The organism is Microbacterium sp. NPDC057944, from assembly GCF_042887445.1.
GTDB lineage: Bacteria > Actinomycetota > Actinomycetes > Actinomycetales > Microbacteriaceae > Microbacterium > Microbacterium natoriense.
This window is the reverse complement of the sequence record NZ_JBHVPJ010000002.1, coordinates 711,581-725,617: the sequence shown is the minus strand read 5'-3', so window position 1 is coordinate 725,617 and position 14,037 is coordinate 711,581. Positions and strand designations below refer to the sequence as shown.

13 protein-coding genes are annotated in these 14,037 nt (G+C 69.5%); 10 read left to right on the top strand and 3 right to left on the bottom strand.

Annotated features, from left to right (window positions below; all coding sequences use genetic code 11):
* Nucleotides 1-16: 16 nt before the first annotated feature.
* Nucleotides 17-802 (bottom strand): IclR family transcriptional regulator, encoded by a 786-nt coding sequence (locus tag ACFVRO_RS12915; protein WP_105673266.1) that lies wholly within the window; start codon nt 800-802, stop codon nt 17-19.
* Nucleotides 803-906: 104 nt separating this feature from the next.
* Between ACFVRO_RS12915 and ACFVRO_RS12910 the strand changes: the two genes are divergently transcribed.
* From ACFVRO_RS12910 to ACFVRO_RS12900, 3 genes are read left to right on the top strand one after another with little or no spacing between them, the layout of a single operon-like run.
* Nucleotides 907-1,680, top strand: coding sequence for a CoA transferase subunit A (locus ACFVRO_RS12910; protein ID WP_386952893.1), 774 nt, complete (start codon nt 907-909; stop codon nt 1,678-1,680).
* A gap of 1 nt (nt 1,681) precedes the next feature.
* Entirely contained in the window at nt 1,682-2,320 is a 639-nt protein-coding gene (locus ACFVRO_RS12905; RefSeq protein ID WP_386952890.1) for a 3-oxoacid CoA-transferase subunit B, read from the top strand.
* A 4-nt stretch (nt 2,321-2,324) separates the two neighbouring features.
* Nucleotides 2,325-3,503 carry an acetyl-CoA C-acetyltransferase gene (locus tag ACFVRO_RS12900; RefSeq protein ID WP_386952887.1) on the top strand — a complete coding sequence of 393 codons (1,179 nt, stop codon included), beginning with the start codon at nt 2,325-2,327 and terminating at the stop codon, nt 3,501-3,503.
* A 48-nt stretch (nt 3,504-3,551) separates the two neighbouring features.
* Here the strand turns inward: ACFVRO_RS12900 and ACFVRO_RS12895 are convergent, their stop codons facing one another.
* Both ACFVRO_RS12895 and ACFVRO_RS12890 read right to left on the bottom strand, forming a co-directional pair.
* Complete coding sequence (locus ACFVRO_RS12895; RefSeq protein ID WP_341942317.1) at nt 3,552-3,821, bottom strand: hypothetical protein; 270 nt, start codon at nt 3,819-3,821, stop codon at nt 3,552-3,554.
* Nucleotides 3,822-3,825: 4 nt separating this feature from the next.
* Nucleotides 3,826-5,019 carry a PLP-dependent aminotransferase family protein gene (locus tag ACFVRO_RS12890; RefSeq protein ID WP_386952886.1) on the bottom strand — a complete coding sequence of 398 codons (1,194 nt, stop codon included), beginning with the start codon at nt 5,017-5,019 and terminating at the stop codon, nt 3,826-3,828.
* Nucleotides 5,020-5,204: 185 nt separating this feature from the next.
* Here ACFVRO_RS12890 and ACFVRO_RS12885 point away from each other — a divergent pair, with 185 nt between their 5' ends.
* The 7 genes from ACFVRO_RS12885 to ilvC all read left to right on the top strand — a co-directional run bounded on the left by ACFVRO_RS12885 (nt 5,205) and on the right by ilvC (nt 13,965).
* Complete coding sequence (locus ACFVRO_RS12885) at nt 5,205-6,449, top strand: MFS transporter (RefSeq protein WP_386952883.1); 1,245 nt, start codon at nt 5,205-5,207, stop codon at nt 6,447-6,449.
* Between the two features lie 51 nt (nt 6,450-6,500).
* The gene (locus tag ACFVRO_RS12880) at nt 6,501-7,910 is read left to right on the top strand and encodes a trehalose-6-phosphate synthase (protein WP_386952880.1); all 1,410 of its coding nucleotides are present in this window, start codon (nt 6,501-6,503) and stop codon (nt 7,908-7,910) included.
* Between the two features lie 49 nt (nt 7,911-7,959).
* Nucleotides 7,960-8,760 (top strand): trehalose-phosphatase, encoded by an 801-nt coding sequence (otsB, locus tag ACFVRO_RS12875; RefSeq protein WP_386952878.1) that lies wholly within the window; start codon nt 7,960-7,962, stop codon nt 8,758-8,760.
* 9 nt (nt 8,761-8,769) lie between these two features.
* Entirely contained in the window at nt 8,770-10,488 is a 1,719-nt protein-coding gene (ilvD, locus tag ACFVRO_RS12870; protein WP_105673274.1) for a dihydroxy-acid dehydratase, read from the top strand.
* A gap of 58 nt (nt 10,489-10,546) precedes the next feature.
* On the top strand, nt 10,547-12,349 hold the full coding sequence (locus ACFVRO_RS12865) for an acetolactate synthase large subunit (RefSeq protein WP_386952875.1): 1,803 nt from the start codon (nt 10,547-10,549) through the stop codon (nt 12,347-12,349).
* A 2-nt stretch (nt 12,350-12,351) separates the two neighbouring features.
* Complete coding sequence (ilvN, locus tag ACFVRO_RS12860) at nt 12,352-12,861, top strand: acetolactate synthase small subunit (protein WP_105673276.1); 510 nt, start codon at nt 12,352-12,354, stop codon at nt 12,859-12,861.
* Nucleotides 12,862-12,936: 75 nt separating this feature from the next.
* Nucleotides 12,937-13,965: a ketol-acid reductoisomerase gene (ilvC, locus tag ACFVRO_RS12855; RefSeq protein WP_386952872.1), complete on the top strand. Its 1,029-nt coding sequence runs from the start codon at nt 12,937-12,939 to the stop codon at nt 13,963-13,965.
* Nucleotides 13,966-14,037 lie beyond the last annotated feature (72 nt).

The window sequence follows — 14,037 nt, the reverse complement described above, 5'->3', positions numbered from 1 at the left end:
TGATGGTATGTAAGTGTCAGCGGCGACCGTTCGCGATGCGCGCGGAGAGCTGATGGGCGTGGGCCAGCAGCGTGCGGCCGAGGTCTGCGAGACGCTCAGGACCGAAGCGGAACTCGACCCCCGTGAGGCTCAGCGCCCACTCCGGTCGTCCGCTGCGGTCGAAGACCGCGGCGCCGAGCCCCCAGCTGCCTTCCACGATGAGACCGGGGTTCACCGCGTAGCCGCGCTCCTTCGTGTCGGCGAGCCGTGCCCGTAGCGGGTCGGGAGCATGCTGCCGCCCCCACTCCTGTGCGAGCTCGGGATGCCGGTCGAGATAGGCATCCACATCGTGGTCAGGAAGGAAGGCCAGGATGGCCAGCCCTGCGCTCGCGACGCCGAGCGGGAATCTGACCCCTTCGCTGAGCACGAAGGAGCGGATCGGGAACGACCCCTCCTCTCTCAGCAGGCACACGGTCTCGTCGGCCCTGCGCACGGAGAAGAACGCGCTCTCCTCCGTCTTCACGGCCAGGGACCGGACGATGTCGCGGGCGAGCGCGGTCACGTCGTAGCGCGCGGCTGCCACGGTTCCCATGAGGAAGAGCTCGGGCCCAGGCATCCATCTCGTGCTCTCGCCGTCGCGATCGACGAGTCCTTCGGCTTTGAGTGCGCTGAGCAGCCGGTGGGTCGTGGAGCGCGACAGGTCCGCGCTCCGGGCGAGATCCTGCAGGGTGGCGCCGTCGGACCCGCCCGCCGTCACCAGCCGGAGCAGTCGGGCCGCGCGGGCGATCGCCTGCGCGCCCGGAACGCTGCGGGAGGATTCCATAATGTGGACGCTATCGCCGAGTTCGCCCACATCGCAAGAGCCTGCTGTCGCCTCGTGGTCGGCGGGCGGATGCTGGAGGGGTACACGTCTTCGAAGGAGCACGCGTGATCGACAAGAACTGGTCCACAGCCGCCGAGGCCGTCGCCGACATCCCCGACGGGGCCTCGATCGCGGTCGGCGGCTTCGGACTCTCCGGCAACCCGATCGCGCTCATCGAGGCGCTGCTCGCGCAGGGCACGAAGGAACTCAGCGTGGTGAGCAACAACTGCGGCGTCGACGACTGGGGCCTCGGCGTCCTGTTGGCGGCGCGGCGCATCCGCAAGATGACGTCCTCGTACGTCGGGGAGAACCGGGAGTTCGAACGGCAGTTCCTCTCCGGGGAGCTGGAACTCGAGCTCACCCCGCAGGGCACGCTCGCCGAGAAGCTGCGCGCAGGTGGTTCGGGCATCGCCGCGTTCTATACGCAGACGGGCGTCGGCACCCAGGTCGCCGAGGGCGGGCTGCCCCGGCTCTACGCGTCGGACGGATCGATAGCCGTCGCTTCCCCGGTCAAAGACGTGCGGACCTTCGAGATCGACGGCGCACCCCGCGACTTCGTGCTCGAAGAGGCGATCAGAACCGACTTCTCGCTGGTGCACGCCGCGGAGGGCGACCGTCACGGCAACCTGGTCTTCAACAAGGCCGCCCGCAACTTCAACCCCCTCGCCGCGATGGCAGGGCGGGTGTGCATCGCCCAGGTCGAGCGATTGGTCGAGCCGGGCGAGCTGGACCCCGATCGCATCCATCTCCCCGGGGTGTACGTGCACCGCGTCGTCGAGGTCGGCACCGACATCCCCAAGCGCATCGAGCGACGCACGGTCGCCGCGGAAGGAGCCTGACATGGCACTCAGCAGAGAGCAGATGGCCGCGCGCGCCGCCGCCGAGCTGCAGGACGGCTCCTACGTGAACCTCGGCATCGGTCTGCCGACGCTGGTCCCCAACTTCGTCCCCGAGGGCGTCACCGTCGTCCTGCAGTCCGAGAACGGGATCCTCGGCGTGGGGCCGTACCCGCGCGAGGAGGAGGTCGACCCCGACCTGATCAACGCGGGCAAGGAGACGGTCACCACGCTTCCCGGCGCGGCGTTCTTCGACTCGGCCGCGAGCTTCGGGATGATCCGCGGTGGCAAGATCGACGCGGCGATCCTCGGCGCCATGCAGGTGTCGGCATCGGGAGATCTCGCGAACTGGATGATCCCGGGCAAGATGGTGAAGGGCCCGGGCGGCGCGATGGATCTCGTGCACGGAGCCGCCCGCGTGATCGTGCTGATGGAGCACGTCGCCAAGGACGGCTCGGCGAAGATCGTGAACGACTGCTCTCTGCCGCTCACCGGCCGCGGCGTCGTCGACCGGATCATCACCGACCTGGCGGTGATCGACGTGACCGATGCGGGCCTGGTCCTGGTCGAGACCGCGCCGGGGGCCTCCGCCGCCGACGTCATCGCCGCCACCGAACCCGTTTTGATCCTCACGAAGGAGTGAACCCATGACCGACATCGTCATCGTCGCCGCCGCCCGTACGCCCCAGGGGCGCCTGAAAGGCCAGCTCGCGTCGTTCACGGCTCCGCAGCTGGGATCCTTCGCGATTCGCGGCGCTCTGGAGCAGGCCCGGATCGACCCGGCCGAGGTGGACGCGGTCATCGTCGGCCAGGTCCTCGCTGCCGGGTCAGGACAGAACGCCGCCCGCCAGGCGGCGATCGGGGCCGGGATCGGCTGGGATGTGCCCGCGCACTCCGTGAACAAGGTCTGTCTCTCGGGGCTGACCGCGATCATCGACGCCGCGAGGATGATCCGCACCGGTGACTCGGAGGTCGTCGTCGCCGCCGGGATGGAGTCCATGACCCGCGCCCCGCACATGCTGATGGGCTCGCGTGACGGCTGGACCTACGGCAGCGTCGAGGTGCTCGATCACATGGCGTTCGACGGACTCACCGATGCCTACGACAGGGAGAGCATGGGCGCCTCCACCGAGCGGCACAACGCGCGGTACGAGCTCACGAGAGAGGCGCAGGACACCGTGGCCGCGCTGTCTCACCAGAGGGCCGCCGCCGCGCAGGTCGCTGGTGTGTTCGACGCGGAGATCGTCGCCGTCGAGGTGCCTCAGCGGCGTGGCCCTGCCGTGCAGGTGACGGCGGATGAGGGCATCCGCCCCGACACCACCGTCGAATCCCTCGCGGGTCTTCGCCCCGCCTTCGCCGAAGGCGGCTCGATCACCGCGGGCAACTCCTCGCAGATCTCCGACGGTGCGTCGGCGGTCGTCGTGACCACCCGCGCCAACGCCGAGTCCAAGGGCTGGCCCGTGCTGGTCACCGTCGGGGCGAGCGGTCAGACCGCAGGGCCGGACAACTCGCTGCAGGCGCAGCCGGCGCGCGCGATCGAGCGTGCCTGCGAGAAGCAGGGGATCACGCCGTCCGATCTCGATCTCGTGGAGATCAACGAGGCCTTCGGAGCGGTCGTCGCCCGGTCGCAGCAGGAGCTGGGCCTCGACAGCGACATCGTGAACATCCACGGCGGGGGCATCGCGATCGGTCACCCGATCGGCGCCTCGGGCACACGCCTGGTCGTGCACGCCGCGCATGAACTCGCCCGGCGTGGGCACGGCACGGCCGCGGTCGGGCTGTGCGGAGGCGGGGGACAGGGAGAAGCCCTCATCCTGACGAGGTGAGGGGCGTTCCGGCCTCGTCCCGTCGGTCGGCGGGGGCCGTGCGTCGGATCAGCGCTTGAGCGCCTTCGCTGCGGCCTTCTCCGCCTTCTTGGCGCGCTTCGCCTGCGTCGGCGCCAGCGGCGAGTCGGGGGCGACGATGTCGCCGCGCTCGTCGCGTCTGGTGTCGATCACGGCGCCGATGGCCAGGGCCAGGGTGATGCCCCAGCTCACCCAGGCGAGCACCGCGCGCCAGGTGATCGGCGCCTCTCGAGTGCCGCGGAGCAGCGAGATCCCCGCGGAGATCGCGGCGAACAGTCCCGTGCTGAACAGGTAGCGCATACCCCTACGCTACCCCCGCGAGCCCCATGCCGAGGCGAGCGATGCCCTCGCGTATGCGATCGGGAGCATACGTCGTGAACGACAGCCGCATCGCCCGGGCGTCGGCCGGGCCGGCGTAGAACGGCGCTCCGGGGACGAAAGCCACGTCATGGCGGAGGACGTGCGGGAGGGCCGCGGTGGCGTCCATGCCCTCGGGGAGTCGCGCCCACACGAACATGCCCCCGTCGGGGCTGTTCCAGGAACTGCCCGCAGGGAGCGCTGTCGCGAGGGCGTCGAGCATCGCGTCCCGTCGATCGGCGTAGGCCGCGCGGATCCGCGCGAGGGCGGCATCGCTTCGACCCGACGCCAGGTAGCGCGCCGCGGCGGCCTGATCGATGGTCGACGTGTGCAGATCAGCGGCCTGCTTCGCGATCGTGACGGTGGGGCGGATGTCAGCGGTCGTGCGCACCCAGCCGATGCGCAGTCCGGGTGCGATGACCTTCGAGAAGCTGCCGAGGCTCAGCACATGATCGGGTGCGAAGGTCGCGAGCGAGGGGAGCGGGTCGCCGGAGTACCGCAGTTGACGGTACGGCTCGTCCTCGATGATGCGGAATCCGTGGCGGATCGCGGCATCCGCGATCCGCCGTCTGGCGGCGAGGCCGTGGGTCCGCCCCGTGGGGTTCTGGAACGTCGGCACCGTGTAGAAGAACTTCGGGGCATGCGCCGAGGCGAGGGCGTCGAGGGCGTCGAGGTCGAGCTCGTCTCCGAGATAGGGGACGCCGACCACGCGTGCTCCCGCGAGGGCGAAGGTCTGCAGCGCGGCGAGATAGCAGGGCTCCTCGACGAGGATCACGTCGCCCGGGTCGAGCAGAGCCGTGGAGAGGAGTCCGAGGCCCTGCTGGGAACCGGTCGTGATGATCAGGTCCCCGGCATCCGTCTGGAGACCGTCGGCCGTGTACTGCCCGGCGACGATCTCGCGCAGAGCGTGATTGCCCTCCGACGTCGAGTACTGCAGCACGGCCGGTGCGCCGAGGGCCTCGTCGAAGGACGCGCGGATGCCGTCGAGGTCGAAGAGCTCCGGTGCGGGCAGCCCCCCGGCGAAGGAGATGACCTCGGGGCGTTCGGTGAGGGCGAGCAGATCCCGGACAGGGGAGGTCTTCGCGGATCCGGCGCGCTCGGAGCGGCCGGGCAGCGCGACGAGCGTCTCTGGACTGGACATGGGACCTCCTGGGTGCGCGGGTGACGACCACCCTACTGCGCCGCGGGATCTGCCGGATTCTCCATGACGCGGTATCCTGGAGGGGCTGCGGTCCGCCGCAGTCGCACCCGTGTATCTACCGGCCGTCGGCTCTCCGACGGACAGCGGCGGCACCCCACCCCGCGTCCTCTGGGCGCGCGAGAGCCATGACACACACGCATTCCTCCGCAGAGCCCACCCTGCTCCGCATCGCCGGTCTTCCCTACTTCCTCATCGCGTTCATCGCGCGTCTCCCGTTCGCGATGATGGTGGTCGGCGTCCTGACCGTCGTCGTCTCCGCGCGCGGATCGCTGTCGCTCGGCGGCCTCACCTCCGCGGCCGTCGGCCTCGGCACCGCGTGCTTCGGCCCGCTCCTGGGTGCCGCGGCCGACCGATTCGGTCAGCGCGCGGTGCTCACGCTGCTCGCGGTCGCGAACGCGGCGATGCTGGTGCTGTTCACCGTCGTCGTCTACGGGGCCGCCGCCGACCCGTTCGTGCTCCTGAGCGCCTTCGGCATCGGCGCGACGGCACCGCAGGTCGCGCCGCTGTCCCGCTCGCGTCTCGTCACCATGATCACCGATCGGATGCCGGAGGTCGGCCGCTCCCGCACGATCTCCGGGACGATGGCGTACGAGTCCGCCGCCGACGAGACCGTGTTCGTGTTCGGCCCCTTCCTCGTCGGCATCCTGGCCTCCGCCTTCGCCCCGTGGGCGCCGCTCGTCGTCGCCGCCGGACTCACCGTGCTCTTCGTCGGCGCGTTCGCCCTGCATCCGAGCGCACGCGCGGTCTCCCTGCACCGCGACGCCGACGGCAGAGCGCCGTCTGCCGTGTCCGAGCTGTTCCGGCCGCAGCTCCTCATCGTCGTGCTGGGCATCCTCGGCGTCGGCATCTTCTTCGGCACCATGCTGACCGCGCTCACGTCGTTCATGGCCGACCGCGACGCGCCGGAGCAGGCCGGTCTGCTCTACGGCGTCATGGGCGTCGGCTCCGCCGTGCTCGCGCTCGGCGTCGCCTGGCTGCCCCCGCGCTTCTCGATGCGCGCGCGGTGGCTGGTCTTCGCCGGCATCCTGCTGGCGGGGACCCTGCTGCTGCCGTTCGTCGACTCGCCCGCGACGATGATGGTCGCCCTCGCGATCATGGGCGTCGGCATCGGCCCCACGCTCGTGACGCAGTACAGCTTCGGCGCGGCGCGCAGCCCGCTCGGCCGTTCGGCCACCGTCATGACGATGCTCGGCTCCGGCGTGGTGGTCGGACAGTCGATCGGCGCGGCGGTCGCCGGGGAGCTCGCGGAGAGCGTCGGCACGTCCGCGGCGCTGGTGCTGCCGATCATCGCCGCCCTCATCACGTTCGCGGCGGGCCTGCTCAACTGGCGGCTCAGCGCGATCCGACCCGCCGCTGCCGCCACGGCGTAGTCGACCTCGATAGCCTGGGGACACCGAACCGCTCGTGTGAGGAGACCCATCATGGCCGTCGCAGATTTCGTCGTCGTCGCCAACCGCCTTCCGGTCGACCGGATCGAGGGACCCGACGGCGAGGAGGAGTGGCGGACCTCGCCCGGCGGCCTCGTCGCCGCCCTGGAGCCGATGATGCGCAGCGCCCACGGAGCGTGGGTGGGCTGGCCGGGACAGGCCGACCTCGAGCTCGCACCCTTCGAGATCGGCGGCATCGACCTGATCCCCGTCACGCTCAGCGCCCAGGAGGTCGCCGAGTACTACGAGGGGTTCTCGAACGACACGATCTGGCCGCTGTACCACGACGTGATTGCCCCGCCCCAGTACCACCGCGAGTGGTGGGACGCCTACGTCACGGTGAATCGCCGTTTCGCCGAGGCCGCGGCATCCGCCGTGTCGGAGAACGGGACGGTCTGGGTGCACGACTACCAGCTGCAGCTCGTCCCGCAGTTCGTGCGTGAGCTGCGCCCCGATGTGACCATCGGCTACTTCCATCACATCCCGTTCCCGGCTCACGGGCTGTACGCGCAGCTGCCGTGGCGGGATCAGGTGCTTCGCGGGCTGCTGGGCGCCGATGTGATCGGGTTCCAGCGCGCGCAGGACGCGACGTACTTCCTCACCGCCGTGCGGCGCCGCCTGCGGTACGAGGTCAAGGGCTCCGCCGTGGCCGTGCCCAGTGCGCCGGGGGAGACGCGCACAGCGGTCGCGAAGGCGTTCCCCATCTCGATCGACACGACGCCCTACCTCGAGCTCGCCGCGCGTCCTGACGTGCAGGCGCGGGCCGCCGAGATCAGGGAGAGCCTCGGCAATCCGGCGCACATCTTCCTCGGGGTCGACCGTCTCGACTACACCAAGGGCATCAGACACCGGATCAAGGCGTACGGCGAGCTCCTCGCCGAGGGACGGCTGCACGTCGAGGACGTGACGCTGGTCCAGGTCGCGAGCCCCAGCCGCGAGCGCGTGGACGCGTACGTCCACCTCAGGGATGAGATCGAGCTCGCGGTGAGCCGCATCAACGGCGACACCGACACGATGGGCCACACGGCGATCCGCTACCTCCACCAGGGCTACCCCAGGGAGGAGATGGTCGCGCTGTACCTCGCCGCCGACGTCATGCTGGTCACCGCGCTGCGGGACGGGATGAACCTCGTGGCGAAGGAGTACATCGCGACGAGGGCCGACAACCGGGGCGTGCTCGTGCTGAGCGAGTTCACCGGCGCTGCCGACGAGCTTCGCCAGGCGGTGCGGGTGAACCCCCACGACATCGAGGGGCTGAAGGACGCGATCATGCAGGCGGTGGAGATGACGCCGCGCGAGCAGGGGAGACGGATGCGGGCGCTGCGTCGCCGTGTTCTGGAGAACGACGTGAACGCGTGGTCGTCGTCCTTCCTCCGCGCCCTCGCCGAGGTGCATGGGCGCTGAGACCGGCGGCCATACTGGAAGGGCACCCTTCCCCTCGATCGGAGATCTCGTGACCCGCAGCTGGACGCCAGGAACGACGGATGCCGCGCTCAGCGCCATCTCAGCCACCCCTCGACTCGTGGTCGCCCTCGACTTCGACGGCACGGCGTCGCCGTTCGTGCTCGACCCGATGGCGGCGCGCGCGATTCCGGAGGTCGCCGCGCAGATGGAGCGTCTGAGCGCGATGCCCGACACGGTGGTGGCGTATGTCTCCGGGCGCAGCATGCACGATCTCCGCGAGATCACGGAGCACACCGACGATTCGCCGGTCGCCCTCGCCGGGTCGCACGGCGCCCAGTACTGGTACCCCGGCTCGGGCGAGTCCGGTGCCGAGTCCGCGGCCGCGGAGGAGGACGGCACGAAGGAGGAGCTGTGGGAGGCCGCGCGTCCGATCATCGACCGGTTCGACGGCGCCGAGCTCGAGCCCAAGACCTTCGGGATGGGCGTGCACACCCGGGCCGCGACGCCCGAGGTGGAGCGCGAGCTGTTCGCCGAGATCGACGCGCTCGTCGCGGAGCGGTTCCCGCACTGGAGGCGCCGCAAGGGCCACCACGTGCTCGAGTTCTCGTCGCGCCTCGAGGGCAAAGACGCCGCGATGACGGCTCTGCGCGAGCGCTACGACGCCACCGGCATCCTCTTCGCCGGCGATGACGTCACCGACGAGGACGCCATGCGCGTGCTCGTCGACGGCGATCTGGGCGTGCGAGTGGGCGAAGGCGAGACAGCAGCCGGGCTCCGTGTGCGCAACCCACAAGAGATCGCCCAGCTTCTGGAGGCACTGGCGGACGAACGCGCGGCGCGACGGGAATAGACTTCCGTCATGACCTCGCTTGATCCCGAGTCTCCCGCGCCCATCGACATCAAACCCCGCAGCCGTGTCGTCACCGACGGCATCGAGGCCACGACCTCCCGAGGCATGCTCCGTGCCGTCGGCATGGGCGACGCCGACTGGGACAAGCCGCAGATCGGCATCGCGTCCAGCTGGAACGAGATCACCCCCTGCAACCTGAGCCTCGACCGCCTGGCGCAGGGCGCCAAGGAGGGCGTGCACTCCGGGGGCGGCTACCCGCTCCAGTTCGGCACGATCTCGGTGTCCGACGGCATCTCGATGGGGCACGAGGGCATGCACTTCTCGCTCGTGTCGCGTGAGGTCATCGCCGATTCGGTCGAGACCGTCATGATGGCGGAGCGCCTCGACGGCTCCGTGCTGCTCGCCGGCTGCGACAAGTCGATCCCCGGCATGCTGATGGCCAGCGCCCGCCTCGACCTCTCCAGCGTCTTCCTCTACGCCGGCTCCATCGCGCCGGGCTGGGTGAAGCTGTCGGACGGCACCGAGAAGGACGTCACGATCATCGACTCGTTCGAGGCCGTCGGCGCGTGCCGTGCGGGGCTCATGAGCGAAGAGGACCTCAAGCGCATCGAGTGCGCGATCGCCCCCGGTGAGGGCGCGTGCGGCGGCATGTACACCGCGAACACGATGGCGTCGGTCGCCGAGGCCCTCGGTCTCAGCCTTCCCGGTTCGGCCGCTCCGCCCGCGGCTGACCGCCGCCGCGACTACTTCGCCCACCGCTCGGGGGAGGCCGTGGTGAACCTGCTCCGTCAGGGCATCACGACCCGCGACATCCTCACCAAGGAGGCGTTCGAGAACGCGATCGCGCTGGCGATGGCCCTCGGCGGCTCGACCAACGTGGTGCTGCACCTGCTCGCCATCGCGCGCGAGGCGGAGGTCGAGCTGAGCCTGCACGACTTCAACCGCATCGGCGACCGCGTCCCGCACGTGGCCGACATGAAGCCCTTCGGCAAGTACGTCATGAACGACGTCGACCGGCACGGCGGCATCCCCGTGATCATGAAGGCGATGCTCGACGAGGGGCTGCTGCACGGCGACGCGCTCACCGTGACCGGCAAGACGCTGGCCGAGAACCTCGCGGAGCTCGACCCCATGCCGATCGACGGCGAGGTCATCCACACCTTCGACAACCCGATCCACGCGACCGGCGGCCTGACGATCCTGCACGGATCGCTCGCACCCGAGGGCGCCGTCGTGAAGACGGCCGGCTTCGACGCCGCCGTGTTCGAGGGCACCGCGCGCGTCTTCGAACGTGAGCGGGCGGCGATGGATGCCGTGGCGAACGGCGAGATCGAGAAGAACACCGTCATCGTGATCCGCTACGAAGGCCCCAAGGGCGGACCCGGGATGCGCGAGATGCTCGCGATCACCGCGGCCATCAAGGGCGCGGGGCTCGGAAAAGATGTACTACTCTTGACGGACGGACGATTCTCAGGCGGCACAACCGGCCTGTGCATCGGCCACATAGCACCCGAAGCGGTGGACGCAGGTCCCATCGCCTTCGTGCGCGATGGTGATCTGATACGGGTCGATATCGCAGCTCGCTCTCTCGACCTACTCGTCGACGAGGCGGAGCTCGCCTCCCGCCGCTCTGGCTGGGAGCCGCTTCCCCCGCGCTATACCCGTGGCGTACTTGCCAAGTATTCGCGTCTCGTGCGGTCCGCCGCCGAGGGCGCGACGACCGGCTGAATCGCGTCGGCTGCCCCAGGCATCCGACGTCGCCCACAGACCACCAGAAGGAAGTCCCATGACCACTGACTCCGTCTCGGCCGTGCCGAGGCCTCCGGCCCAGAACTCCTCGGCGCCCGTGCTCACCGGAGCGCAGGCGCTCGTCCGCTCGCTCGAGCTCATCGGCGTGACCGATGTGTTCGGCATCCCCGGCGGGGCGATCATGGAGGTCTACGACCCCCTGCTCGACTCCACCGAGCTGCGCCACATCCTCGTGCGTCACGAGCAGGGTGGCGGGCACGCCGCCGAGGGCTACGCGACCGCGTCGGGGCGCGTCGGCGTCACGATCGCCACCTCCGGCCCCGGAGCGACGAACCTCGTCACCGCGATCGCCGACGCCTACATGGACTCGATCCCGATCGTCGCGATCACGGGACAGGTGTTCTCCACTCTCATGGGCACCGACGCCTTCCAGGAAGCCGACATCGTCGGCATCACGATGCCGGTGACCAAGCACTCGATCCTCGTGAAGGACGTCGCCGAGATCCCCGGCGCGGTCGCCGCCGCGTTCGAGATCGCCTCGACCGGTCGCCCCGGTCCCGTGCTGGTCGACATCACCAAGGACGCTCAGCAGGCCAAGGCGCCGTTCATCTGGCCGCCGAAGATCGACCTGCCCGGATACCGCCCGGTGACGAAGGCCCACGGCAAGCAGATCCAGGCCGCGGCCGCGATGCTGGCCGAGTCCAAGAAGCCCGTGCTGTACGTGGGCGGCGGCGTGATCCGCGGCCGCGCCTCGGCGGAGCTGAAGAGTCTCGCCGAGCTCACGGGCGCCCCCGTCGTGACCACGCTGATGGCACGAGGGGCGTTCCCCGACTCGCACCCGCAGCACCTCGGGATGCCGGGCATGCACGGCACCGTGCCGGCCGTGCTCGCGCTGCAGGAGTCCGACCTCATCGTCGCGCTCGGCGCACGCTTCGACGACCGCGTGACCGGCAAGGCCGCGCTCTTCGCGCCCAACGCGAAGGTCGTGCACGTCGACATCGACCCCGCCGAGATCTCGAAGATCCGCACGGCCGACGTGCCGATCGTCGGCGATGTGCGCGACGTGCTCGTCGACCTCGAGACCGCCTTCCGCGGTGCGACGGCGCAGACCACGCCAGACATCGAGGAGTGGTGGTCCTACCTCGACGGCCTCCGCAAGGAGTTCCCGCTCGGATTCCAGCCGACGACCGACGGACACCTCTCGCCGCAGCACGTGATCCAGCGGATCGGCGAGCTCACCGGCCCCGAGGCCGTGTACGCGGCCGGCGTGGGCCAGCACCAGATGTGGGCGGCGCAGTTCATCAAGTACGAGCGCCCGAACTCCTGGCTGAACTCGGGGGGCGCAGGCACCATGGGCTACTCGGTGCCCGCCGCGATGGGTGCGAAGGTCGCCGAGCCGCACCGGGTGGTGTGGTCGATCGACGGCGACGGATGCTTCCAGATGACGAACCAGGAGCTCGCCACCTGCGCGATCAACAACATCCCGATCAAGGTCGCGATCATCAACAACTCCTCGCTCGGCATGGTGCGCCAGTGGCAGACGCTGTTCTACGACGGACGCCACTCCAACACCGACCTGAACACGGGCCACGGCACCGTCCGCATCCCCGACTTCGTGAAGCTCGCCGAGGCGTACGGCTGCCTCGGCATCCGAGTGGAGAAGGAGGAGGACGTGGATGCCGCCATCCAGCTCGCCCTCGACACGAACGACCGCCCCGTGGTGATCGACTTCGTGGTGTCGGCTGACGCGATGGTGTGGCCGATGGTTCCGCAGGGCGTGAGCAACAGCTACGTCCAGTACGCCCGCGAACACGCGCCTTCCTTCGACGAGGAGATCTGACCATGTCGACTCACGTGCTGAGCCTGCTGGTGGAGAACACCCCCGGCCTGCTGACCCGTGTCGCGGGGCTCTTCGCCCGACGCGGCTTCAACATCGACTCGCTCGCGGTGGGGGTGACCGAGGTGCCGGGGATCTCCCGCATCACGGTCGTCGTCGATGTGGACGAACTCCCGCTCGAGCAGGTCACCAAGCAGCTCAACAAGCTGATCAACGTGATCAAGATCGTCGAGCTCGATTTCGCCACCTCCGTGCAGCGCGAGCACATGCTCGTGAAGGTGCGCACGGACAACACCACCCGATCGAACGTGATCGAGGTCGTGAACCTCTTCCGCGCCTCGGTCGTCGACTACGCCGCCGACGCGCTGGTGATCGAGGTCACGGGCGACAAGGGCAAGGTCGATGCGATGCTGCGGGCGCTCGAGCCCTTCGGCATCAAGGAGATCGCGCAGTCCGGTCTCCTCGCCATCGGCCGGGGCGGCAAGAGCATCACCGAGCGCGTCCTGCGCGGCTGAGCACCCACAAGACCTTCGCCGTTCGTTGAGCGAGCGAAGCGAGACGAAACGCAACTATCAAGGAGAAAGAAACAAGTGAGCACCGAGATCTTCTACGACGCAGACGCCGACCTGTCCATCATCCAGGGCAAGAAGGTCGCGATCGTCGGCTACGGCTCGCAGGGTCACGCCCACGCGCAGAACCTGCGCGACTCGGGTGTCGAGGTCGCGATCGCCCTCAAGGAGGGCTCGAAGTCCGCGCCCAAGGCTGAGGAGGCCGGCTTCGCGGTCAAGTCCGTTGCTGAGGCGACCCAGTGGGCCGACCTGATCATGATCCTCGCTCCCGACCAGCACCAGCGCGGCATCTACAGCGAGTCGATCGCGCCGAACCTCGCCGCGGGCAAGACCCTCGCCTTCGCGCACGGCTTCAACATCCGCTTCGGCTACATCGAGGCGCCCGAGGGCGTCGATGTGATCCTGGTCGCCCCGAAGGCGCCCGGTCACACGGTCCGTCGCGAGTTCGTCGCCGGCCGCGGCATCCCGGACATCATCGCCGTCGAGCGCGACGCGTCCGGCACCGCGTGGGCCACGGCTCTCTCGTACGCGAAGGCGATCGGAGGCACCCGCGCCGGTGTCATCAAGACGACCTTCACCGAGGAGACCGAGACCGACCTGTTCGGCGAGCAGGCCGTGCTCTGCGGTGGCGTCAGCCACCTCGTGCAGGCCGGCTTCGAGACCCTCACCGAGGCGGGCTACCAGCCGCAGATCGCCTACTTCGAGGTGCTCCACGAGCTGAAGCTGATCGTCGACCTCATGTGGGAGGGCGGCATCGCCAAGCAGCGCTGGTCGGTCTCCGACACGGCGGAGTACGGCGACTACGTCTCCGGCCCGCGCATCGTGACCCCCGAGGTCAAGGAGTCGATGAAGGCCGTGCTCGCGGACATCCAGTCGGGTGCCTTCGCGAAGCGCTTCATCGACGACCAGGACAACGGCGGTCAGGAGTTCCTTGCGCTTCGTGCCAAGGAGGAGACGCACCCCATCGAGGCGACCGGCAAGGAGCTTCGCGCTCTCTTCGCCTGGAAGCAGCAGGACGAGGACTACATCGACGGCAGCGCCGCGCGCTGACGACGAGCACCGTGAGAGGGCGCCCCTTCGGGGGCGCCCTTTTTCGTGCGCTTAGCGTTAGACATCCGATGT

Bases quoted from the DNA above. Each gene is read 5' to 3' on its own strand.
- ACFVRO_RS12880 (WP_386952880.1), top strand. From the start codon at position 6,501: ATGGCCGTCGCAGATTTCGTCGTCGTCGCCAACCGCCTTCCGGTCGAC.
- ilvN (WP_105673276.1), top strand. From the start codon at position 12,352: ATGTCGACTCACGTGCTGAGCCTGCTGGTGGAGAACACCCCCGGCCTG.
- ACFVRO_RS12865 (WP_386952875.1), top strand. From the start codon at position 10,547: ATGACCACTGACTCCGTCTCGGCCGTGCCGAGGCCTCCGGCCCAGAAC.
- ACFVRO_RS12885 (WP_386952883.1), top strand. From the start codon at position 5,205: ATGACACACACGCATTCCTCCGCAGAGCCCACCCTGCTCCGCATCGCC.
- ACFVRO_RS12915 (WP_105673266.1), bottom strand. From the start codon at position 802: ATGGAATCCTCCCGCAGCGTTCCGGGCGCGCAGGCGATCGCCCGCGCG.
- ACFVRO_RS12890 (WP_386952886.1), bottom strand. From the start codon at position 5,019: ATGTCCAGTCCAGAGACGCTCGTCGCGCTGCCCGGCCGCTCCGAGCGC.
- ilvD (WP_105673274.1), top strand. From the start codon at position 8,770: ATGACCTCGCTTGATCCCGAGTCTCCCGCGCCCATCGACATCAAACCC.
- ACFVRO_RS12900 (WP_386952887.1), top strand. From the start codon at position 2,325: ATGACCGACATCGTCATCGTCGCCGCCGCCCGTACGCCCCAGGGGCGC.
- ACFVRO_RS12895 (WP_341942317.1), bottom strand. From the start codon at position 3,821: ATGCGCTACCTGTTCAGCACGGGACTGTTCGCCGCGATCTCCGCGGGG.
- ACFVRO_RS12905 (WP_386952890.1), top strand. From the start codon at position 1,682: ATGGCACTCAGCAGAGAGCAGATGGCCGCGCGCGCCGCCGCCGAGCTG.